The organism is Mumia flava, from assembly GCF_002797495.1.
GTDB lineage: Bacteria > Actinomycetota > Actinomycetes > Propionibacteriales > Nocardioidaceae > Mumia > Mumia flava.
In genome coordinates this window covers 614536-634784 of sequence record NZ_PGEZ01000002.1, presented here as the reverse complement: position 1 = coordinate 634784, position 20249 = coordinate 614536, and the positions used below count along the sequence as shown (strand labels likewise).

The window sequence follows — 20249 nt, the reverse complement described above, 5'->3', positions numbered from 1 at the left end:
GCTTTCGGGCGGTCCGAACCCACCGCAACCCGACGAATCGCGGACGAGCCGTCAGGTGCGCGCGAGGGTGCGGGCCTCGGCGACCAGGGCCCGGAAGCGGTCCATCGACGCACCCGGCGCCGTGTCACCGAAGTAGTGCGCCGACAGTGCCTGGAGCGCCGCCCGGCGGGCCGGCCGGGACGCCGCGTCGAGCAGCGCAGGCGCCCGTACGGCGTCGTCCACCGTGATCCGGTCCACGTCGGACAGCAGCCTGCTGTCCGGGAGGGTGACCCGCGGCTCGGCCGGCACGGTGACGAGCATCGGCTTGGTGGTCGCGAGCCAGTCGTAGGCCACCGAGGACAGGTCGGTGATGCACGCGTCCGCGAACGCCCACTGCCAGCCGTACGGCCCCTCGTCGACCAGGTGACGCGGACCGGCGGCGCCGATCATGGCGCGCACGGCGCGGTCGGCCTCGGCGTACGCCGGGGACTGGATCCCGGTCCGCGGATGGGGCCGGTAGATCACGCGATAGCGCGGGTCCGCGAGGAGCGCTCCCACCAGGCCGACGCCGTGGCTCGCCACCGACCCGTACGCCATGCTCGCGCGGTCGCCCTCCCACGTCGGCGCGTAGAGCACGCGAGTCGTGCCGTCGTCCGGCCAGTCCGGTGCGCCGGGGTGGTCGAGGTCGAGCTGCGGGCGGCCGATCTCGCGCACGTGCGCGGCGACGTCGAACATCCGCAGCCGCGTTGCCACCCGCTCGGTCGCGGCCGGTCCGGCCAGGGCGACCAGGTCGTAGGCCTTGTTCTGGTTGGACACGCTGGAGTCCTTGTCGGACTCGCCGTGGCCCAGGTGGACGTGCACCGGCTCGGCGAACCTCAGCATCCGGAAGTTCAGCGGGAGATGGTTGACGTACAGCACCACCTCGAGGTGTCCGTCGGCGACGAGATCCTCGAGGTAGGTCGACCCGGGCGCGAAGAACACCGGCAGGGTGGTCTCCTCGAGGACGCGGCGGCCGGTGTCCGGACGGGACACGATCACGACGACCGGCTCGTCGAGGTCCTCGGCCACACGGTCCCACTGCCGCAGCTGGTAGACGTTCTCCGGTCCGTCGGCGAGGTAGAGGGCGACGGGGGCCGTACGGGCGCGCGGGTCGTCGTTGCACCGCGCGGCGAACGAGCTGCGTGCGAGACGGTTGCGCACCATCGCCGTCGCACGCGCACCGATGCCGGCGACCCGCCTGATCCGCTGCACGTCGCCGATCCTAGGCGCGCAGCCGCGACGAGGCGAGGATCGTCACGAAGTGTCCGACGACCGCGAGCACCGACAGCGGCAGCAGCACGACCAGCAGCGTACGCGTGCCCGCGAGCCCGCCCCAGGCCGATCCCGCGACCACGTCGACCACCGCGGCGACGAGGACCAGCAGCGTCATCTCGACGGAGTGGTACAGCCGGTGGAACGGCACGAACCGAGCGATCCGGCGCAGCCTCGCGACGAGCCCGGGCCGCGGGGCCGCGGTCTCGGCGCTGTCGGCGACCCGGGGGAGACCGGAGAAGGTCCGGGAGACGTGCACGAAGTCGTTCAAGGCCTTGTTCAGCAGGATCACGACGGCCAGCAGCGCCCCCAGGGTGGTCCAGCCGTAGTGCCCGTCCAGGTCCCCGAGGCCCCCGGCCGCCCGCACGCCCAGCGCGATCGGGATCAGCGACTCGGTCGTGTAGTGGGCGATCTTGTCGAGGAACGTCCCGACCGGCGAGAACGTGTTGCGCCAGCGTGCGACCTCCCCGTCGGAGCAGTCGAGCAGCATCTGGAGCTGGCCGAGCACGACGCCGACCACCGCGCCGGCGATCCCCGGGATCAGCAGCGCGCCGGCGGCCGCCCACCCGGTCAGGATCATCACGTACGTCACGGCGTTGGCGCTGAGCCCGAGCCGCACCAGCGGGCGGCTGACGTACGGCGAGAGGTCCCGCAGGTAGAGGTCCGCGACCCAGTGCTCGGCGCTGCGACGGGCGCGCACCTCGGGCGGCTGCGCGATCGCGCGGTACTCGGCGAGCGTCGGGCGATCGGGGCGGGGGGAGGACTGCGGCACGGCGGCCACCGTATCAGTCGGCCAGCTGCTCCCGAGCGGGCTCGGTCGAGGGGTCGACCTCGTCCAGCGTGCTCCAGCGCAGCGCCTCGGGACAGGACGCCTCGTGCCACTCCCGGACCACCAGCTGCCCGCTCGACGAGTGCGCCACCTCGGCCCACCACTGGGCGCACGTCACGCACCCCGTGATCACCAGGTCGGCCGGATCGAACTCCACCGGCACCATCGGCAACGACCACGCCGGACGCGGCACGTCGGTCAGGTCGACGATGAACCCGTCCAGCCGTTCGATCGTGCCCGACTCGCCGAGCTCGTCGGAGCCGACGGAGACGACGGTGTGAACGAGGTGGTCGGCGTCGACGATGCGGTGGGTGAAGCTGAACGGGCCGTTCGACCCGACGCGGGACAGCACCGCGCGAGTCTGCTCGACGTCCTCGGGATGGGTGTGCTCCAGCACCAGGTCGGTGCTGATCTCGCGCTCGGTCTCGAGGCCGAAGATCGCGTAGACCTCCCTCGACCAGTGCCAGCGATCGTCAGCGGGCCAGTAGGTGAAGCGTCCGGCCGCCGGTGCCGGACCCCACGGCGTGTTGTGCATGCGCAGCTCCCCCGAGTCGCCAACCCGGCCCCCGCCGGTGCGACCGACGGTAGGTGCTGCGGACGCGCCCTGACAAGACCCCGTCCGCGTCAGGTCGCGAGCACCCCGTGCGGCAGCGGAGCCGGTGCCGTCCCGTCACCGAACGGGCGGTCGCCGAGGGCCTCACGGCCGTGCGGCGTGGTCCAGCCGGCGAGGTCGGGTCCGTCGGGGACGATGCCGGTGGGGTTGATGTCGGAGTGCACGACGTAGTAGTGCCGCTTGATCTGGCCCTGGTCGATCGTGTCGCCGAAGCCCGGTGTCTGGAACAGGTCGCGGGCGTAGGCCCACAGCACCGGCATCTCCGACAGCTTCTGCCGGTTGCACTTGAAGTGGCCGTGGTAGACGGAGTCGAAGCGCGCGAGCGTCGTGAACAGCCGGACGTCGGCCTCGGTGATCGTCGCGCCCATCAGGTAGCGGCGGGCGGACAGGCGTTCGGAGAGCCAGTCCATCGCGTCCCACAACCGGCCGTACGCCTGGTCGTACGACTCCTGGGACCCGGCGAAACCGCACCGGTACACGCCGTTGTTGACCTCGGTGAAGACCCGCTCCATCACCGCGTCCATCTCCTCGCGGACGGCGTCGGGCCACAGGTCGGGGGCGCCCTCGCGGTGGTGGTCGCGCCACTCGAAGAAGAGGTCGTGGGTGATCTGCGGGAAGTCGTTGGTCACCACCGCACGCGTCGGGACGTCCACCAGCGCCGGCACGGTGATGCCGCGCTCGTAGCCCGGGACACGGGCGAAGTACGCCTCCTGGAGGCGCTCGTAGCCCAGCACGGGATCGACGCCGCCGGGGTCGAGGTCGAACGTCCAGCTCCGCGCGTCGTGGACCGGGCCGCACAACCCCATCGAGATCACGTCCTCGAGCCCCAGCAGGCGACGCACGATCACCGCGCGGTTGGCCCACGGACAGGCCCGCGCCGCGACGAGCCGGTAGCGGCCGGGCTCGACCGGGTAGCCGTCCCGTCCGTCACGCGTGATCCGGGTCGGGATGTAGCGCATGTCCCGGTTGAAGGCCTCGCCACCCGTGACGTACGCGCCGGTGGTGCTGTGCTGATCGGTGCTCACGGGACCAGTCTGCCCGGCACCCCGGGCGACGCGCCGATCGGCAGGGTGGGTGAGACCGTCGCCTCAGCGCGGCGGGCGGTGCCGACCCGCCAGGACCATCCGGATCACCGGCACGGTCAGGAAGGCGGCGACGACGTTGAGCGGGCCGAAGCCCCACAGGTTCACGACGACTCCGGCGAGCAGGCCCCCGAACGCGCCGGCGAGGTTCATCAGCAGGTCGGAGAGCCCTTGGACGCTCGGGCGCTCCTCGATCTCCACCGTGCCGGCCACCAGCGCCGACCCCGCGATCATCGAGGCCGACCAGCCCAGGCCGAGCAGCACCAGCCCGATCGTGATCTGCACCTCCGAGTGGCCGGACGTGCCGGCGATCAGCACCGCGAGCAGCAGCGTCGCCTGGCCGGCGATGATCGTGCGGCCGCGCCCCCAGCGGTCGGCCAGCAGCCCCATCACCGGCGACAGGGCGAACATGCCCGCGATGTGCAGGCTGATCGTCAGCCCGATCACGGTCAACGACGCATGGTGGTCGGCCATGTGGACGGGGGTCATCGCCATCACCGAGACCATCACGGCGTGCGCCGACGCGACCGTCACGACCCCGGTCCGTGCCGGCAGGTTGACCCGCAGGACGGCGAGTGCGTCGCGCAGGCTCCGGCGGGGATGCTCGGTGCCCCCCGCGTCGACGTGCAGCCGGCGGGCGAGCACGAGCGGGTCGGGTACGAGGGCGACCGCCATGAGCAGCGCCGCCACCACGAAGCCGATCGCGGCGAAGACGAACGGTCCCGCGAGGTCGGGCAGGCCGAGCCGGTCGGCCACCGCGGCACCCGGGGTGGTGAGGTTCGGGCCGAGGACCGCGCCGATCGTCGTGGACCAGACCACCAGGGACAGCGACCGGCCCACCTGGGTGGGCTCGGCGAGGTCGGTCGCGGCGTAGCGGGACTGGAAGTTCGTCGCGGTGTTGGCGCCCAGGACGAAGAGCCCCGCCAGGGTCAGCACGACGCTGCCGGCCTGGGCGCCGGCGATCGTCACCAGCGCCCCGACCACCGCCAGCAGCCACCCCGTCGTCAGGCTGACCCGTCGTCCCGTGCGGCCGGCCAGCGTGGCGAGCGGCAGGGCCAGCAGCGCCGCGCCGAGCGTGAGCATCGTGGTCGCGAGGCCCGCCCAGGCCGACGAGCCGGACACGTCCCGCACCAGCAGCGCCCCGACGCTCAGGGCGGCACCGGCACCGAGGCCGCCGATCACCTGGGCGGCAGCCAGCACCGCGACCGTGCGGCGTTGGACCCGCGACCTCAGAGCGACCGCGGCGTCGCTCACCAGATCGCCACCCGGTCCTGCGGCGACAACCACATCCCGTCGCCCTCGTCGATCCCGAACGCCTCGTGGAAGGCATCGAGGTTGCGGACGGTCTGGTTGGCGCGGAACTCCGGAGGGGAGTGCGGATCGATCGTGAGGCGGCGCACCGTCTCGGCCGGTCGGACCTTCCCCCGCCAGCAGGCGGCCCACGAGAAGAAGAACCGCTGCGCTCCCGTCAGCCCGTCGATCACCGGCGGCTCGGCGCCGCCGAGCGAGAGCCGGTAGGCCTGGTAGGCGATCCCGAGGCCACCGAGGTCGCCGATGTTCTCGCCGAGGGTGAGCTCGCCGTTGACCGGGCGGCCCTCCGCGCCGCTGGGCGAGAGCGCGGCGTACTGGTCGACGAGGGTCGCGGTCAGCTTCTCGAAGGCCGCGCGGTCCTCGGCGGTCCACCAGTCGTTCAGGGCGCCGGTCCCGTCGTAGCGCGACCCCTGGTCGTCGAACCCGTGCCCGATCTCGTGCCCGATGACCGCGCCGATGCCGCCGTAGTTCGCCGCGTCGTCGGCGTCGGCGTCGAAGAACGGCGGCTGGAGGATCGCGGCCGGGAAGACGATCTCGTTCATCGTCGGGTTGTAGTACGCGTTGACCGTCTGCGGCGTCATCATCCACTCGTCGCGGTCGATCGGTCCGCCGAGCTTGGCGAGCTCGCGATCCATCGCGACGGACGCGGCCCGCCGGACGTTGCCGAGCAGGTCGCTGGGGTCGACGACCAGCGCGCCGTACGTCTTCCAGCGCACCGGGAACCCGACCTTCGGGGTGAACGAGTCGAGCTTCTCCAGCGCCCGGGCGCGGGTCTGGTCGCTCATCCAGGCCAGCGAGGAGATGCTGCGCCGGTAGGCCTCGAGCAGGTTCGTGACGAGCTCGTCCATCCGCTCGCGAGCAGTCGTGCCGAAGTGACGCTCGACGTAGATCCGGCCGACGGCCTCGCCGAGCGCCGCCTCGACCACGGACACGCCGCGCTTCCAGCGGGCGCGGAGCTCGTCGGTGCCGGACAGCGTCCGCCCGTAGAAGTCGAAGTCGGCGTCGACGAGCGGGCTCGACAGGTAGGGCGCTGCGGCCCGGACGACCTGCCAGCGCAGCCAGTCCCTCCACGTGGCGAGGTCGACCTCGGCGATCGCGTCCGAGAGCGTCGCGAGGAAGGACGGCTGCGCGACGACCACCTCCGCGAGTGCCGCCTCGTCGATCCGGGCGGCGCGGGCCCAGCGCGACCAGTCGAGCGTGTCGACGGCCGCGTCGAGCTCCGCGCGGGTCATGAGGTTGTACGTCGCGACGGCGTCGCGGTTCGTGACGCGGTCCCAGTGCCCGCTCGCGAGCCGCTCCTCCAGGGCGTACACCCGGGCGGCCCGGCCGTCGGCGTCGTCGAGCCCGGCCAGGGTCAGCATCGTCTCGACGTGGGCACGGTAGGCCGTGCGGACCTCGGCGAAGGCCTCCTCGCGGTAGTACGACTCGTCGGGGAGGCCTAGGCCGGCCTGGACGAGCGTCAGGAGGTACCGATCCGGGTTGCCGCGGTCGATGCCGACGTAGCCCCCGAAGGCGCCGGGGGCGTCGAGCCGCTCGAGGGAGCCGAGGGCCTCGACGAGCTGGTCGCGATCGCTGATCTCCTCGATCCCGGCGAGGTCGGCGGCGATCGGGTCGGTGCCGGCGGCCTCGACCCGGTCGGTGTCCATGAAGCTGGCGTAGAACGCACCGATCTTGGCCGGCTCGTCGTCGGTCGTGTCGCCGGCCGGGTCACCCGCGCCGGCATCGCGGCACTCCTCGATGATCGCGCGGACGTGCTTCTCGGCCTCGTCCACGAGGGTCACGAAGCTGCCGGCGACGGCGCGGTCGGCCGGGATCCGGGCCGTGTCCAGCCAGCCGCCGTTGACGTGCCTGAACAGGTCGTCCTGGGGACGGGTGGCGTCGTCCATGCTCCCGGCGTCGATGCCAGACCTCACGTGCGTCTCCTCGGGTCGTCGTCGGTGATCCTGCGGTGCCCGGTCAGTCTAGGGCGGGCCGCCGACAGGTGTTCGGATCACGAGGACGGCCTCGGAGCCTGCCGGACCGGCGGTGTAGCGGTGCGGGCGGTCGGCGGCGAAGTCGAGCCGATCACCGGGTCCGGCGGTCGTCACGTGGTCCTCGGGACCCGCTCCGAACGCGCCCCGGGTGACGACCAGGTGCTCGGTCGCGCCGGGTGCGTGCGCGGGGGAGCGGCGGGTCGCGCCGGGTGCGAGGACCAGGAGGTACGTCTCGACCGTCCCGGTGTCGTGGTGGCGCACGTCGAGCAGCCGGGTGTCCATGCCGTCGCCGCTGACCTCGGCCCCGATCGTGTCGTCCAGCAGCGCGGCGAGCGGGACCCGGAGAGGGCCCGCGATCGCGTACAGCGTGGCGAGCGTCGGGTTGCGGGTGCCGGCCTCGAGCTCGGACAGCGAGCCCTTGCCGATCCCGGCGACCGCGGCCAGGGCGGACAGCGACATCCCACGCTCGGTGCGCAGAGCGCGCACCCGGCGTCCGACGCGGAGCGGCAGTGGCTCGGGCACGGACCTATCGTATCGTTCTGTCTACAGAACGGCTCTGCGCGGTGCGAACCGCCCGTGCGGGCGCCGACCTGGAAGCGACGAGGAGGTGCCATGCCGGAGGAGGCGCAGGCGGCGACCGGTGCTCGCCCCACGCACGCGACCGCCCGTGCGACCACCACCGTCGCCGGGGTGGTCGCCGCGCTCGTGGGATTCACGAGCTCCTTCGCCGTGGTGCTCGCCGGCCTCCGGGCGGTGGGTGCGTCGGATGCGGAGGCCGCGTCGGGGCTGTTCGCGCTGTGCGTCGCGATGGCGCTGGGCATGCTCGTGCTGACCTGGCGCTACCGGCTCCCGGTCACGCTCGCGTGGTCGACCCCGGGCGCCGCCGTCCTGGCGGGCACGCAGCTGTCCGCCGGCTGGTCCGACGCGGTCGGGGCGTTCGTGGTCACCGCGCTGCTGCTCCTGCTCACCGCCGCCTGGCCCGGCCTCGGAGCCCTGGTCGCCCGGATCCCCGCACCGATCGCGCACGCGATGCTGGCCGGCGTGCTGCTCCCGCTCTGCCTGGCGCCCGTGCTCGCCGCCGTGGACACCCCTGGCTTCGTCCTGCCCGGGATCGTGGTGTGGCTCCTGCTGCTGCGGGTCGCGCCCCGCTGGGCCGTCCCCGGTGCGTTCGCCGTCACCCTCGTGCTGATCGTCGGCTGGCTGATCGGCACCGGCCGCTCGGTCGACGGGCCGCTCCTGCCGCACGTCGCGTGGACCGTCCCGACCTGGTCCCCGGCGGCGCTGATCGGGATCGCCGTCCCGCTCTATGTGGTCACGATGGCGGCGCAGAACGTCCCCGGAGTCGCGGTGATGGCCTCGTACGGCTACCCGGTGCCGTGGCGGCCGAGCATGCTCGTGACCGGTCTCGGGACGCTCGTGTCCGCCCCGGCCGGCGGGCACGCGGTCAACCTCGCGGCGATCACCGCAGCGCTGGTCGCCGGCGACGACGCCGGCCCGGATCCGGACCAGCGATGGCGCGCCGCCCGCGCCGTGGGCTGGACCTACCTCGTGCTCGCGGTGCTGTCGGCGGCGCTCGTCGCCCTGGTCGTCGCCGCCCCGGACGGCGTGGTCGCCGCCGTCGCCGGTCTCGCGCTGCTCGGCACCCTCGGGTCGTCGCTGCGGTCGGCCCTGGCGCCCGAGCGCGGGCGCGAGGCGGCCGTGGTCACCTTCGTGGTCGCTGCCGCAGGCGTCACGCTCGGAGGCGTCGGCTCGGCGTTCTGGGCGCTGGCGGTCGGAGTCGTCGTGCACGTCCTGCTGGCGCGACGCGAACCGTCTCGGGTCCCGTCCGCCGCTCGGTGAGGCGCAGCGGGCGGTAGCGTGCTCGTCGTGGCGAGTGTCCATGGCCCGCGCACGCCGGTGAGTGCGATCAGGCGAACCGTGCTCCACCCGGTTCGCCTGCTGCCGGTCACGTTCCTGCTCGGAAGCCTGATCGGGACCGCCCTCCTGATGATCCCGGCCGCGCACAACGGCAAGGGCTCGGCCGACATCATGGCGGCGTCGTTCACCTCCGTCTCGGCGGTCACCGTCACCGGGCTCGTCAACGTCGACACGGCGACGTACTGGACGACCTTCGGGCACGTGATCATCCTGCTGCTCGCCCAGATCGGGGGCTTCGGGATCGTCACGCTCGCGACCATCCTCGGCGTGTTCGTCGGCGGGCGGCTCGGGCTGCGGTCGCGGATGGCCGCGCAGGTCGACCTGCACCTGACCAACCTCGGTGACGTCGTCCCGCTGCTGAAGCGGATCGCCCTGGTGATGCTCGCGTTCGAGCTGGTGCTGGCCGCGATCCTCGGCTGGCGGTTCCGGACCGAGTACGACGAGTCGTGGGGCGACGCGCTCTGGAACGGGCTGTTCTACGCCGTGATGGGGTTCAACAACGCGGGCTTCACCCTGCACACCGACAGCCTGGTCGGCTTCGCGGGCGACGCGTGGCTGATCCTGACGATCTCCGTGGCCGTGTTCGTCGGCGCGGTCGGGTTCCCGGTGCTCGCCGAGCTGTTCCGCCGCTGGCGGCACCCCTCACGCTGGACCATCCACACCCGGCTGACGGTCTGGGGCTCGCTGCTGCTGTTCGTGGTCGGAGCGGTCACGTTCGGCCTCGCGGAGTGGAACAACAGCGCGACGATCGGGACGATGTCGACGTTCGACAAGGTCGTGACGTCGATCGAGGGTGGCGTGATGCCGCGCTCGGGTGGGTTCGCGTCGGTCGACTACGGCCAGGCGACCCAGGAGACGACGCTGATCGGGTCGATCATGATGTTCATCGGCGGTGGATCGGCGAGCACTGCCGGCGGCATCAAGATCACGACGTTCCTGCTGCTGGCGTACGTGATCCTGGCCGAGGTCCGCGGAGACCCGGAGGTCGCGATCGGGTCGCGCAAGATCGGCAGCCAGACGCTGCGGCAGGCCCTGACGATCGCGCTGCTCGCCGTGATGCTCGTGGCCACGTCGACCCTCGCGCTGCTGGCGCTCGGTGACGTGAGCACCGACGAGGCGCTCTTCGAGTGCTCGTCGGCGTTCGGTACGGCAGGCTTGTCGATGGGCGTCACCGGTGACCTCCCGGCGGCCTCCCAGCTGATCCTGATGTTCTTGATGTTCGTCGGGCGAGTGGGTACCGTCGCGGCGGCCTCCGCACTCGCCCTCCGCGGCCGGCCCCGCCGGTTCCACCTTCCCGAGGAGCGTCCGATCATTGGCTAAGCGCGATCAGCAACCGTCCCCCGAGGTCCCGATCCTGATCATCGGCCTCGGCCGCTTCGGGACGGCCGTCGCCTCCTCGTTGATCCGGCTCGGTCACGAGGTGCTCGCCGTCGACGAGAGCATGGACATCGTCCAGCGCTGGGCGACCGACTTCACCCACGTGGTCCAGCTCGACTCCACCGACGAGGAGGCGCTCCGTCAGATCGGAGCCGACCAGTTCGAGCGAGCGGTCGTCGGGATCGGCACGGACATCGAGGCCAGCGTGCTCACGGTCCTGACGCTCAACGAGCTCGGGATCCGGGAGGTCTGGGCGAAGGCGATCAACAAGAAGCACGGCAAGATCCTCGAGCGCGTCGGCGCCCGCCACGTCGTCTACCCCGAGTCGGCGATGGGCGAGCGCGTCGCGCACATGGTCACCGGCGCGATGATCGACTACATCGAGTTCGACGACGGGTTCGCGATCGCGCGGACGGCCGCGCCGGAGGAGGCCGTCGGCCGTACGCTCGCGGAGTCGGCGCTGCGCACCGGGCACGGCATCACGGTCGTCGGCGTGAAGCGTCCGGGCGCGGACTTCACCTACGCCCGTCCCGAGACGTTCGTCGGCGAGTTCGACGAGCTGATCGTGTCGGGTCCGACGAAGAAGGTCGAGCGCTTCGCCGGTCTCGCCCGCACGTGAACCGTCGCGGCTCACGGGGCGCCGACGTGCGTTGGTGACCCGCGGTCAGGGCGTGGGGGAGTCGACCGCGCGCATCCAGGCGTCCCAGGCCGACCGGACCATGTCGGTCAGGTCGTGGCGCATCCGCCACTCGAGGTCGCGCGCCGCGAGGTCGCCCGACGCGACGATCCGTGCCGGGTCGCCGGCACGCCGGGTCCCGATGGTCGGCGTGAAGTCGATGCCGGTCACGGCGGCCATCGTCGACATGATCTCCCGCACCGAGGCGCCCTCGCCGCTGCCGAGGTTGTAGACGTCCTCCAGGTGGCCGCCCGCGGCGAAGGTCCGCGCCGCCACGACGTGGGAGTGTGCGAGGTCGGCGACGTGAACGTAGTCGCGCAGGGGCGTGCCGTCCGGCGTCGCGTAGTCGTCGCCGTTGATCTGCGGCACCCCGCCGTCGGTGAGCGTCTTGAACACCTTCGGGAACAGGTTGTGCGGGCTCGTGTCGTACAGCTCGGGGGTGCCGGAGCCGACCACGTTGAAGTAGCGCAGCGACGTCTGCCGCAGGCCGGTCGCGCGGGACTGCGCCCGCAGGACCCACTCGTCGACGAGCTTCGACTCGCCGTACGGCGACTCGGGTGCCGTGGGAGTCGCCTCCGTCACCAGGTCACCGTCGGGCGTCCCGTACACGGCCGCCGAGGAGGAGAACACGACCGAGTCCACGCCGGCGTCGGCCATCGCCGCGAGGAGGTGCACGGTGCCGGTGACGTTCTGCTCGTAGGTGTGCAGCGGGCGCTGGACCGACACCCCGGCGTACTTGAACCCCGCGACGTGCACGACGCCCCGGACCTGGTGCTCGCGCAGCGTCGCGCGCACGACGTCGGTGTCGGTCACGTTCGCGTGCACGAACGGGACGTCCGGGGGCACGAACTCCCGGTGGCCGGACTCCAGCGAGTCGAGGACGACGACGTCGATCCCGGCCTGCGCGAAGGCCCGGACCACGTGCGAACCGATGTAACCGGCGCCGCCGGTGACCATCCACGTCATGGCGCCGATCCTACGGGTCGTGCCGGGCGTTCGGGGAGGCGCTCAGCCGATGCGTACGCGCACGATCCGGTCGTCGCCGTCGCGCGGGTCGCCGCGCCCGTCGGTGTTGCTCGTCGCGACCCACAGCAGCCCGTCCGGCGCGAGCGCGACCGCACGGATCCGGCCGAGGTCCTCGCCCCCGAGCCGGCGGCGTGGCTCCCGCGCGCGGCGCCCGGCCAGCGGGACCGCCCACACGCACTGGCCGCGCAGCGCCCCGAGGTACGCGGTGGAGTGGGCGACCGCGAGCCCGGCCGGTGAGGCGGCGTCCGTCGGCCACCAGGCCTGCGGCCCGGTGATGCCGCCGGCATCGGTCGGACCCTCGGTGCGCGGCCACCCGTAGTCCTGGCCGGCCTCGATGAGGTTGAGCTCGTCGTACGCGTCGTTGCCGAACTCGCTGGCCCACAGCCGTCCGGCGCCGTCGAACGCGAGTCCTTCGACGTTGCGGTGGCCGGAGCTGAAGACCTGGTTGTCGTACGGGTTGCCGGGTGCGGGCGAGCCGTCGAGGCGCATCCGCAGCACCTTGCCGCCGAGCGAGTCGACGTCCGGTGCGTTCGAGCCGTCGCCGGCGTCGCCCGTGCTGGCGTACAGCAGCCCGTCGGGGCCGATCGCGAGCGCGCCCCCGTTGTGGATCGTGGCGCGAGGGATCCCGTCGAGCACCACGCGGGGTCGACCGAGCGCGCGACCGTTCCAGCTCATCCGCACGATCCGGTTGTCGTCGTCGGTCGAGTGGTACGCGTACAGCCCGCGACCGTCGGGGCTCAGGGCGAGCCCGAGCAGCCCGCCCTCACCCGTGCCGGGAGCGGCTGCAGCCTCGGCCACCTCCGTGACCGTACGGACGGAGCCGGCGGCGCCGACGCGTACGATCCGGCCGGTGTCGCGCTCGGAGACCAGGGCGCCGCCGCCGGGCAGGAACGCGATGCCCCATGGGACCGTCAGCCCCTCTGCCACGGTCCCGACGACGCGCAGCCGGGTGGGCTCCGCAGGCGCGGTCGGCGACGGCTCGGTGGTCGCGTCGCCCGTGGTCGCGTCGCTCGTCGGGTCGTCGGACGGACCCTCGGTCGTCGTCGGGTCGGTCGGCCCGACCTCCGGTGAGGACCCGTCGCACCCGACGAGCACTCCGGCGCCGGCGACCGCGGCGGTGGCGAGCAGGCGGCGGCGCGTCCACGACATGCCGCCAGTATGGTCGCCCGGCCAAGGCACCGCGAGAGGTCCGCGACCAGCCTCGCAGCCGGTGTCGCGGCACCGGCCGGGACACCGGTCGCGACACGCGTCGCGTCACCGAGCGACGTGGGTCGCTCGGGAGTAGGGTGCGGTTCGGACGACCCGCCCGAGGGGGCCGACAGCCGGTGGAGGGGGACGGATGAACGCGATGCACCTGGACAGCGTGCTCCTGGCGCAGGAGGAGCTCCGCCTCGATGCGGACTTCTCGGACTACCTGATCATCGCGATCTACTTCGGGTTCGTGCTCGGCATCGGCTGGTTCGCCAAGCGGCAGGTCTCCTCGAGCATCGACTTCTTCCTGTCGGGCCGCTCCCTGCCGGCGTGGGTGACCGGCCTCGCCTTCATCTCGGCCAACCTCGGCGCCGTCGAGATCATGGGCATGTCGGCCAACGGCGCGCAGTACGGCCTGCCGACGATGCACTACTTCTGGATCGGCGCCGTCCCGGCGATGCTGTTCCTCGGTGTCGTGATGATGCCGTTCTACTACGGCTCGAAGGTCCGCAGCGTCCCGGAGTTCATGCGGATGCGCTTCGGCACCGGTGCGCACCTGGTCAACGCGCTGAGCTTCGCGATCGCGCAGCTGCTGATCGCCGGCGTCAACCTCTTCCTGCTCGCGTCGATCGTCGAGGCGATCCTGGGCTGGCCGCTGTGGGTCTCGCTGATCGCCGCGGCCGCCGTCGTCCTGACGTACACGACGCTCGGCGGACTGTCGGCGGCGATCTACAACGAGGTGCTCCAGTTCTTCGTGATCGTGGCCGCGCTGCTCCCGCTGACGCTCGTCGCGCTGCACAAGGTCGGCGGCATCGACGGCCTGGTCGACAAGCTTCAGGCCGAGCCCGACGGCGACGCGATGCTCTCCAGCTGGCCGGGCACGAACCTCACCGGGATCGAGGACCCGTTCTGGTCGGTGGTCGGGATCGTGTTCGGCCTCGGTTTCGTGCTGTCGTTCGGCTACTGGACGACGAACTTCGTCGAGGTGCAGCGCGCGATGGCGTCGAAGTCGATGTCGGCCGCGCGCAACGCGCCGATCATCGGGTCTTTCCCGAAGATGTTCGTGCCGTTCATCGTGGTCGTGCCCGGCATGATCGCCGCGGTGCTGGTCACCGAGATCATCCAGCTGCGCAACGGCGAGCTCCCGCCCGACTCCGACGTGACGTACAACGACGCGATCCTGCTGCTGATGCGCGACCTGCTGCCCAACGGCATGCTCGGCGTCGCCATCGCCGGTCTGCTCGCGTCGTTCATGGCGGGGATGGCGGCCAACATCTCGGCGTTCAACACCGTCTTCAGCGTCGACCTGTGGGAGCAGTACGCCGTCAAGGACAAGCCGGACGACTACTACACCCGGGTCGGCCGCTGGGCCACGGTCGCGGCGACGCTGGTCGCGATCTTCACGGCGCTGATCGCGTCGGGCTACGGCAACCTGATGGACTACCTGCAGACGTTGTTCGGGTTCTTCAACGCGCCGCTGTTCGCCACGTTCATCCTCGGTATGTTCTGGAAGAGGATGTCGGCGACGGCCGGCTGGGTGGGCCTGGTCAGCGGGACCGGTGCCGCGATCTTCGTGGCCATCCTGAGCGAGGACGCGCTGGGCGGGCTGAGCCAGGGCGTGATCGGGCTGAGCGGCCAGGGCGCGAGCTTCGTCGCGGCGAGCGCGGCGTTCGTCGTCGACATCGTGGTGAGTGTGGTGGTGACCTACATGAGCAAGCCGAAGCCGGAGGAGTCGCTGGTCGGCTTCGTGTACTCGCTGACGCCGAAGGAGAACCTGCGCGACCCGCTCGCGCCGACGCTCCCGTGGTACCAGCAGCCGCTCAAGCTGGCGACGATCTCGCTGATCATGGTGATCGCGCTCAACATCATCTTCAGGTGAGGGGGACGACGTGGCGACAGGCGACCAGCCGACGACCGAGAAGCACACCGCGGGTGCGTTCGACATCCGGCGGATCATCGGGCTGCTGCTCGGGATCTACGGGGTGATCCTCACGGTGATCGGACTCTTCTTCGTCTCCGACACGGAGCTCGACAAGTCCGACGGCTTCAACATCAACCTGGTGATCGGGATCGCCCTGATCGTGGTGTCGGCGTTCTTCTTCGTGTGGGCGCGGCTGCGTCCGATCGTGGTGGAGGATGCGCCCGCCGAGGCGCACGACGACACGCCGTGACGCCGCCCGGGCTGCGCGGGCTACGATGAGAGACGTGCGCGCGCTGATGCTGCTTCTCGACGTGCCGCGCTGAGGGTCGACGACAGCTCGACCGGTCAGTGCGGCCGCCCCTCCCTGCGAGGGGCTTTTTCATGCAGCAGCGAGCGTGCACGACTCCCAGAGGCACGTGGAGGAGACGAGAGTGAGCACCCAGCACGGTGAGGCGGCGTCGTACGACGTCCGCGCGGTCCAGGACCGGTGGCGCGCGGTCTGGGACGACCTGCGGCCGTTCGACGCCGACGGTACGGACCAGAGCCGGGAGCGGCGGTACGCCCTCACGATGTTCCCGTACCCCTCCGGCGACCTCCACATGGGCCACGGCGAGGTCTTCGCGCTCCACGACATGCTGGCGCGCTACTGGCGGCTGCGCGGGTACGACGTCCTGAACCCGATCGGCTGGGACTCGTTCGGCCTGCCGGCGGAGAACGCCGCGATCAAGCGCGACGAGAACCCGGCGACCTTCACCTACGACAACATCGAGACCCAGGCGGAGTCGATCCGGCGCTACGGCCTGAGCTTCGACTGGACCCGCCGTCTGCACACCTCGGACCCGGAGTACTACCGGTGGACGCAGTGGCTGTTCCTGCGGTTCTTCGAGCGGGGCCTGGCCTACCGCAAGGCGTCGTTCGTCAACTGGTGCCCGAACGACCAGACCGTGCTGGCCAACGAGCAGGTCGTCCAGGGCCTGTGCGAGCGCTGCGGTGCGGTGGTCACCAAGCGCGAGCTGACGCAGTGGTACTTCAAGATCACGGACTACGCCCAACGGCTGCTCGACGACATGGAGCAGCTCGAGGGGAAGTGGCCCGAGCGCGTCCTGACGATGCAGCGCAACTGGATCGGGCGCTCCGAGGGAGCGTGGGTCGACTTCGCGATCAGCGCCGAGGACGGTGTGAAGCGCGACGAGCCCGTGCGGGTGTTCACCACCCGTCCGGACACGCTGTACGGCGCGACGTTCATGGTGGTGGCGCCGGACGCGAAGCTCGCTGCAGAGCTGGTCGCCGACGACCACCGCGCGCAGTTCGAGGCCTACCTCGAGCGCACCAAGCAGGCCACCGAGATCGAGCGGCAGTCCACCGAGCGCCCGAAGACCGGCGTCCCGCTGGGCGTGCACGCCGTCAACCCGGTGACCGGCGAGAAGATGCCGGTCTGGGCCGCCGACTACGTGCTGGCCGACTACGGCACGGGTGCCGTCATGGCCGTGCCCGCGCACGACCAGCGCGACCTCGACTTCGCCCGGACGTACGACCTGCCGGTCCGCGCCGTGATCGACGTCGAGGGCGCCGAGGACCCGGCCGTCTCCGGGATCGCGACCCCGGGCGACGGTGCGTACGTCAGCTCGCCGGCGCTCGAGGGCATCGAGACCAAGGCCGACGGGATCGCGACGATCATCGCGCGGCTCGAGGCCGACGGTGCGGGGGAGGGGACGATCAACTTCCGGCTGCGCGACTGGCTGCTGAGCCGCCAGCGCTACTGGGGTTGCCCGATCCCGATCGTGCACTGCCCGGACTGCGGCGAGGTCGCGGTCCCGGACGACCAGCTGCCGGTGGAGCTGCCGTACCTGACCGGCTCCGACCTGGCCCCGAAGGGCACGTCGCCGCTGGCGGCCGCGACCGACTGGGTCTCGACCGCCTGCCCGCAGTGCGGCGGGCCGGCCCAGCGTGACACCGACACGATGGACACGTTCGTCGACTCGTCGTGGTACTACCTGCGCTACTGCTCTCCGCAGAGCACCGACGGCCCGTTCGACCCGGCCGAGGCCCGGCGCTGGATGCCGGTCGACCAGTACGTCGGTGGCGTCGAGCACGCGATCCTGCACCTGCTCTACAGCCGGTTCTTCACCAAGGTGCTGCACGACATGGGCATGGTCGACTTCGTCGAGCCGTTCACCTCGCTGATGAACCAGGGCCAGGTCATCAACGAGGGCAAGGCGATGAGCAAGTCCCTCGGCAACGGGGTCGACCTGGGTGAGCAGCTGGAGGAGTTCGGCGTCGACGCGGTGCGGCTGACGATCGTGTTCGCGAGCCCGCCGGAGGACGACATCGACTGGGCCGACGTGTCGCCGTCGGGGTCCTCGAAGTTCCTCCAGCGGGCCTGGCGGGTCGCGCACGAGGTCTCCAGCGAGCCGGGTGCCGATCCGGCCGACGGGGACCAGGCGCTGCGTCGGACCACCCACCGCACCGTGCACGACTGCGAGCAGCTGTACGAGTCCCGGCGGTTCAACGTCGTCGTGGCGCGCCTGATGGAGCTGGTGAACGCGACCCGCAAGGCAATCGACGCCGGCCCCGGCGCGGCCGACCCGGCGGTGCGTGAGGCGGCCGAGGTGATCTCCGTGCTGCTGTCGACGATCGCGCCGTACGTCGCCGAGGAGATGTGGTCCGAGCTGGGGCACGCTCCCTCGGTCTCGCAGCAGCCGTGGCCGACGGTCGACGAGGCGCTGCTGGTCGAGGACACGGTGACGTGCGTCGTCCAGGTCAAGGGCAAGGTCCGCGGCAAGGTCGAGGTCCCGCCGTCGATCTCCGACGAGGACCTGCAGGCGATCGCCCTGGCCGAGCCGAACGTCGCTCGGCACCTCGAGGGTGCCGAGATCCGCAAGGTGATCGTCCGTGCACCGAAGCTCGTCAACGTCGTGATCTGAGGGGTCTCGATCGGGCTCGTTCCTCGCCCGCCTCGACCAGCGGTGCCAGGACCGTCGGTCGAGGCGCGAGCGCAGCGAGTGATCGAGACCCCGTGCCCGCTACCCGTTCGCACCCGTCACGACCAGGCTGACGCCCGTCGACACGAGCCCGGCGGCGAGCAGGACCGCGCCTGCCCACAGCAGGGCGACGAGGCGGCCGGGTCGCTCGGGGTCGGTGCCGAGCACGGACAGGAAGAACCCGGCCGGCATCACGATCGCGGCGACCAGCACGCCGACCGGTCCGAGCCAACCCCACGGGTCGGCCACCTCGGCTGCCGAGGTCAGCAGCAGCGTGACCAGCCCGAGGATCACGAGCACGCCCGCGTGCGCGTGCCCGGCGCGGAAGAAGGACCGCTGGAGGTCGTTGACCGGCTGATGCCCGGTGACGACGCGGAGCACGAACATGCCTCCGGTCTCGATCGTGACGACCGTGAGGACGACGACGCCCGCGGTGATGGTGGTGGCGGCATCCATGAGGACTCCTTTTGGGTAGTGGAACTATCCAATATTAGAGAGTGTTACTCTCCAATGTGTCAACCAGGATTTCCAGGGGGTGCCGATGAAGATCTCCGCGCTGGCACACGAGGCCGGTCTGCCGGTGGCGACGGTCAAGTACTACCTGCGCGAGGGTCTGCTCCCCGCGGGTGAGGCGACCAGTGCCACGCAGGCGCGCTACGACGACCGGCACCTGCATCGTCTGCGGGTGATCCGCGCACTCGTCGAGGTCGCAGGGCTGCCACTGGCACGGGCGAAGCAGGTGCTCGCCGCGGTCGACGAGCCCGGCCCGGACCCGTACGCCGCGGTGGCGCGGGCCGTCGAAGCCCTTCCGCCGTACGCGGAGCCGGCCGACCCGGCGTGCCCTCGTGCGACCGCGCTGCTGGAGCAGCACGGCCTCGACGTCGGGGTCGGCAGCACGGCGCTGACCCAGCTGGAGGTCGCGCTCCGCGGGCTGGAGGCAGCAGGACGTCCGCTCGATCCCGAGGCGGCAGGACGCTACCTGGCCGACATCCGTTCGATGGCCGAGCGCGAGGTGGCGTCGGTCGGCCGCGATCCGGGGGCGTCGTTGCCGGGCGTGGTCGAGGACGTCGTCCTCGGGACCACGCTGATCGAGCCCGTGATCCTCGCGATGCGGCGCGTCATGCACCAGGCCCTGTACCGCGAGCGGACCGAGAGGTCCCGCCCCGGCCACGAGGCCGATACTCTCAGCCCATGACCTTCGCGATCGTGACCGACTCGACGGCCTCGCTGCCGGCCGATCTGGTCCGGAGGTACGACCTCACCGTGGTGCCGCTCGAGGTCGTCGTCGGCGACCGGGTCTTCGTCGAGGGCGAGGACATCACCGCTGACGAGGTCGCCCAGGCCCTGCGCTCCGGCGCGACCGTCAGCACCTCACGCCCCTCGCCGGAGGCGCTCGCACGGTGCTACGAGACGCTCGCAGCACAGGGAGCCGAGGCGATCGTGTCGGTGCACCTGAGCTCGGCGGTCTCGGCGACGTTCGAGTCGGCCCAGATCGCCGCCCAGGACGCCCCGGTCCCGGTGCTGTGCGTGGACACGCTGGAGGTCGGGATGGCCTCGGGGTACGCGGCGGTCGCTGCCGCGCGTGCACGCGAGGCCGGCGCGAGCGCGGAGGACGCGGCGAAGGCCGCGACCGAGTGCGCCGAGCGCGCGACCACGCTGTTCTACGTCGCGACGCTCGAGCACCTGCGCCGTGGTGGCCGGATCGGAGCGGCCTCGGCCCTCGTCGGGTCGGCGCTCGCGGTCAAGCCGCTGCTGTCGGTCCGGGAGGGGCAGGTGCGGCCGGTGGAGAAGGTCCGGACCGCGAGCCGCGCCATCGCCCGTCTGGAGGAGCTCGCCCTCCAGGCGGCGACGCTGCAGGCGGACGGGGTGGCCGTCGCGGTCCAGCATCTCGACGCTCCCGAGGCCGCACAGGCGCTCGCCGACCGGCTTGCGGAGCAGCTCGGCCTGGACTCCGTGCCGGTCGTCGAGGTCAGCGCGGTCGTCGGGGCGCACGTGGGGCCGGGTCTCCTTGCCGTCACCGTCGCCCCCGTGTCGCGCTGAGGGTTCTCCACAGGCGAAGCCG

Annotated in this window: 18 protein-coding genes; 8 read left to right on the top strand and 10 right to left on the bottom strand. The window is 71.7% G+C overall.

Annotation, left to right across the window (positions count from 1 at the left end; translation table 11 throughout):
• Window positions 1-51 precede the first annotated feature (51 nt).
• From CLV56_RS17050 to CLV56_RS17020, 7 genes are all read right to left on the bottom strand, one after another.
• Window positions 52-1230, bottom strand: a complete 1179-nt coding sequence (locus tag CLV56_RS17050) for a CDP-glycerol glycerophosphotransferase family protein (protein ID WP_100415329.1) — start codon at window positions 1228-1230, stop codon at window positions 52-54.
• A 10-nt stretch (window positions 1231-1240) separates the two neighbouring features.
• Window positions 1241-2062, bottom strand: a complete 822-nt coding sequence (locus CLV56_RS17045) for a CDP-alcohol phosphatidyltransferase family protein (RefSeq protein WP_039359780.1) — start codon at window positions 2060-2062, stop codon at window positions 1241-1243.
• Between the two features lie 13 nt (window positions 2063-2075).
• Window positions 2076-2654, bottom strand: coding sequence for a PAS domain-containing protein (locus CLV56_RS17040; RefSeq protein WP_100415328.1), 579 nt, complete (start codon window positions 2652-2654; stop codon window positions 2076-2078).
• 89 nt (window positions 2655-2743) lie between these two features.
• Window positions 2744-3691, bottom strand: coding sequence for a glutathione S-transferase family protein (locus CLV56_RS17035; RefSeq protein WP_211288220.1), 948 nt, complete (start codon window positions 3689-3691; stop codon window positions 2744-2746).
• A gap of 129 nt (window positions 3692-3820) precedes the next feature.
• Entirely contained in the window at window positions 3821-5068 is a 1248-nt protein-coding gene (locus CLV56_RS17030) for an MFS transporter (protein ID WP_245857975.1), read from the bottom strand.
• The gene (locus tag CLV56_RS17025; RefSeq protein ID WP_039359607.1) at window positions 5065-7038 is read right to left on the bottom strand and encodes a M13 family metallopeptidase; all 1974 of its coding nucleotides are present in this window, start codon (window positions 7036-7038) and stop codon (window positions 5065-5067) included. Before CLV56_RS17025 ends, CLV56_RS17030 begins: the two co-directional genes overlap by 4 nt.
• A 48-nt stretch (window positions 7039-7086) precedes the next feature.
• Window positions 7087-7620, bottom strand: coding sequence for a helix-turn-helix domain-containing protein (locus tag CLV56_RS17020; RefSeq protein ID WP_039359603.1), 534 nt, complete (start codon window positions 7618-7620; stop codon window positions 7087-7089).
• Between the two features lie 90 nt (window positions 7621-7710).
• Between CLV56_RS17020 and CLV56_RS17015 the strand changes: the two genes are divergently transcribed.
• Genes CLV56_RS17015 through CLV56_RS17005 form a run of 3 tightly spaced genes read left to right on the top strand, consistent with a single transcriptional unit; the run spans window position 7711 to window position 11011 of the window.
• Window positions 7711-8937: a benzoate/H(+) symporter BenE family transporter gene (locus CLV56_RS17015; protein WP_039359600.1), complete on the top strand. Its 1227-nt coding sequence runs from the start codon at window positions 7711-7713 to the stop codon at window positions 8935-8937.
• Window positions 8938-8964: 27 nt separating this feature from the next.
• Window positions 8965-10335, top strand: a complete 1371-nt coding sequence (locus CLV56_RS17010) for a TrkH family potassium uptake protein (protein WP_245857974.1) — start codon at window positions 8965-8967, stop codon at window positions 10333-10335.
• Window positions 10328-11011 carry a potassium channel family protein gene (locus CLV56_RS17005; protein WP_245857973.1) on the top strand — a complete coding sequence of 228 codons (684 nt, stop codon included), beginning with the start codon at window positions 10328-10330 and terminating at the stop codon, window positions 11009-11011. The genes CLV56_RS17010 and CLV56_RS17005 overlap by 8 nt, the downstream gene beginning before the upstream one ends.
• A 45-nt stretch (window positions 11012-11056) precedes the next feature.
• Here the strand turns inward: CLV56_RS17005 and galE are convergent, their stop codons facing one another.
• Both galE and CLV56_RS16995 read right to left on the bottom strand, forming a co-directional pair.
• Window positions 11057-12034 carry a UDP-glucose 4-epimerase GalE gene (gene galE, locus CLV56_RS17000; protein WP_039359597.1) on the bottom strand — a complete coding sequence of 326 codons (978 nt, stop codon included), beginning with the start codon at window positions 12032-12034 and terminating at the stop codon, window positions 11057-11059.
• Window positions 12035-12076: 42 nt separating this feature from the next.
• Entirely contained in the window at window positions 12077-13243 is a 1167-nt protein-coding gene (locus tag CLV56_RS16995; protein WP_039359594.1) for a PQQ-dependent sugar dehydrogenase, read from the bottom strand.
• 199 nt (window positions 13244-13442) lie between these two features.
• Here CLV56_RS16995 and CLV56_RS16990 point away from each other — a divergent pair, with 199 nt between their 5' ends.
• From CLV56_RS16990 to leuS, 3 genes are all read left to right on the top strand, one after another.
• Window positions 13443-15164, top strand: a complete 1722-nt coding sequence (locus CLV56_RS16990; RefSeq protein WP_039359766.1) for a sodium:solute symporter family protein — start codon at window positions 13443-13445, stop codon at window positions 15162-15164.
• A 10-nt stretch (window positions 15165-15174) separates the two neighbouring features.
• Window positions 15175-15456, top strand: a complete 282-nt coding sequence (locus CLV56_RS16985; protein WP_039359591.1) for a hypothetical protein — start codon at window positions 15175-15177, stop codon at window positions 15454-15456.
• A 181-nt stretch (window positions 15457-15637) separates the two neighbouring features.
• The gene (leuS, locus tag CLV56_RS16980; RefSeq protein WP_039359588.1) at window positions 15638-18130 is read left to right on the top strand and encodes a leucine--tRNA ligase; all 2493 of its coding nucleotides are present in this window, start codon (window positions 15638-15640) and stop codon (window positions 18128-18130) included.
• Between the two features lie 99 nt (window positions 18131-18229).
• On the opposite strand, the gene CLV56_RS16975 is transcribed toward leuS, so the two are convergent.
• Complete coding sequence (locus tag CLV56_RS16975; RefSeq protein WP_039359585.1) at window positions 18230-18643, bottom strand: hypothetical protein; 414 nt, start codon at window positions 18641-18643, stop codon at window positions 18230-18232.
• An 85-nt stretch (window positions 18644-18728) separates the two neighbouring features.
• On the opposite strand from CLV56_RS16975, the gene CLV56_RS16970 reads away from it, so the two are divergent.
• Entirely contained in the window at window positions 18729-19382 is a 654-nt protein-coding gene (locus tag CLV56_RS16970) for a MerR family transcriptional regulator (RefSeq protein ID WP_039359582.1), read from the top strand.
• Window positions 19379-20227 (top strand): DegV family protein, encoded by an 849-nt coding sequence (locus tag CLV56_RS16965; RefSeq protein WP_039359579.1) that lies wholly within the window; start codon window positions 19379-19381, stop codon window positions 20225-20227. Before CLV56_RS16970 ends, CLV56_RS16965 begins: the two co-directional genes overlap by 4 nt.
• The last annotated feature ends 22 nt before the right edge of the window (window positions 20228-20249 follow it).

Bases quoted from the DNA above. Each gene is read 5' to 3' on its own strand.
- CLV56_RS17040 (WP_100415328.1), bottom strand. From the start codon at position 2,654: ATGCACAACACGCCGTGGGGTCCGGCACCGGCGGCCGGACGCTTCACC.
- CLV56_RS17035 (WP_211288220.1), bottom strand. From the start codon at position 3,691: ATGCGCTACATCCCGACCCGGATCACGCGTGACGGACGGGACGGCTAC.
- CLV56_RS17015 (WP_039359600.1), top strand. From the start codon at position 7,711: ATGCCGGAGGAGGCGCAGGCGGCGACCGGTGCTCGCCCCACGCACGCG.
- galE (WP_039359597.1), bottom strand. From the start codon at position 12,034: ATGACGTGGATGGTCACCGGCGGCGCCGGTTACATCGGTTCGCACGTG.
- CLV56_RS16995 (WP_039359594.1), bottom strand. From the start codon at position 13,243: ATGTCGTGGACGCGCCGCCGCCTGCTCGCCACCGCCGCGGTCGCCGGC.
- CLV56_RS16990 (WP_039359766.1), top strand. From the start codon at position 13,443: ATGCACCTGGACAGCGTGCTCCTGGCGCAGGAGGAGCTCCGCCTCGAT.
- CLV56_RS16975 (WP_039359585.1), bottom strand. From the start codon at position 18,643: ATGGATGCCGCCACCACCATCACCGCGGGCGTCGTCGTCCTCACGGTC.
- CLV56_RS16970 (WP_039359582.1), top strand. From the start codon at position 18,729: ATGAAGATCTCCGCGCTGGCACACGAGGCCGGTCTGCCGGTGGCGACG.
- CLV56_RS16965 (WP_039359579.1), top strand. From the start codon at position 19,379: ATGACCTTCGCGATCGTGACCGACTCGACGGCCTCGCTGCCGGCCGAT.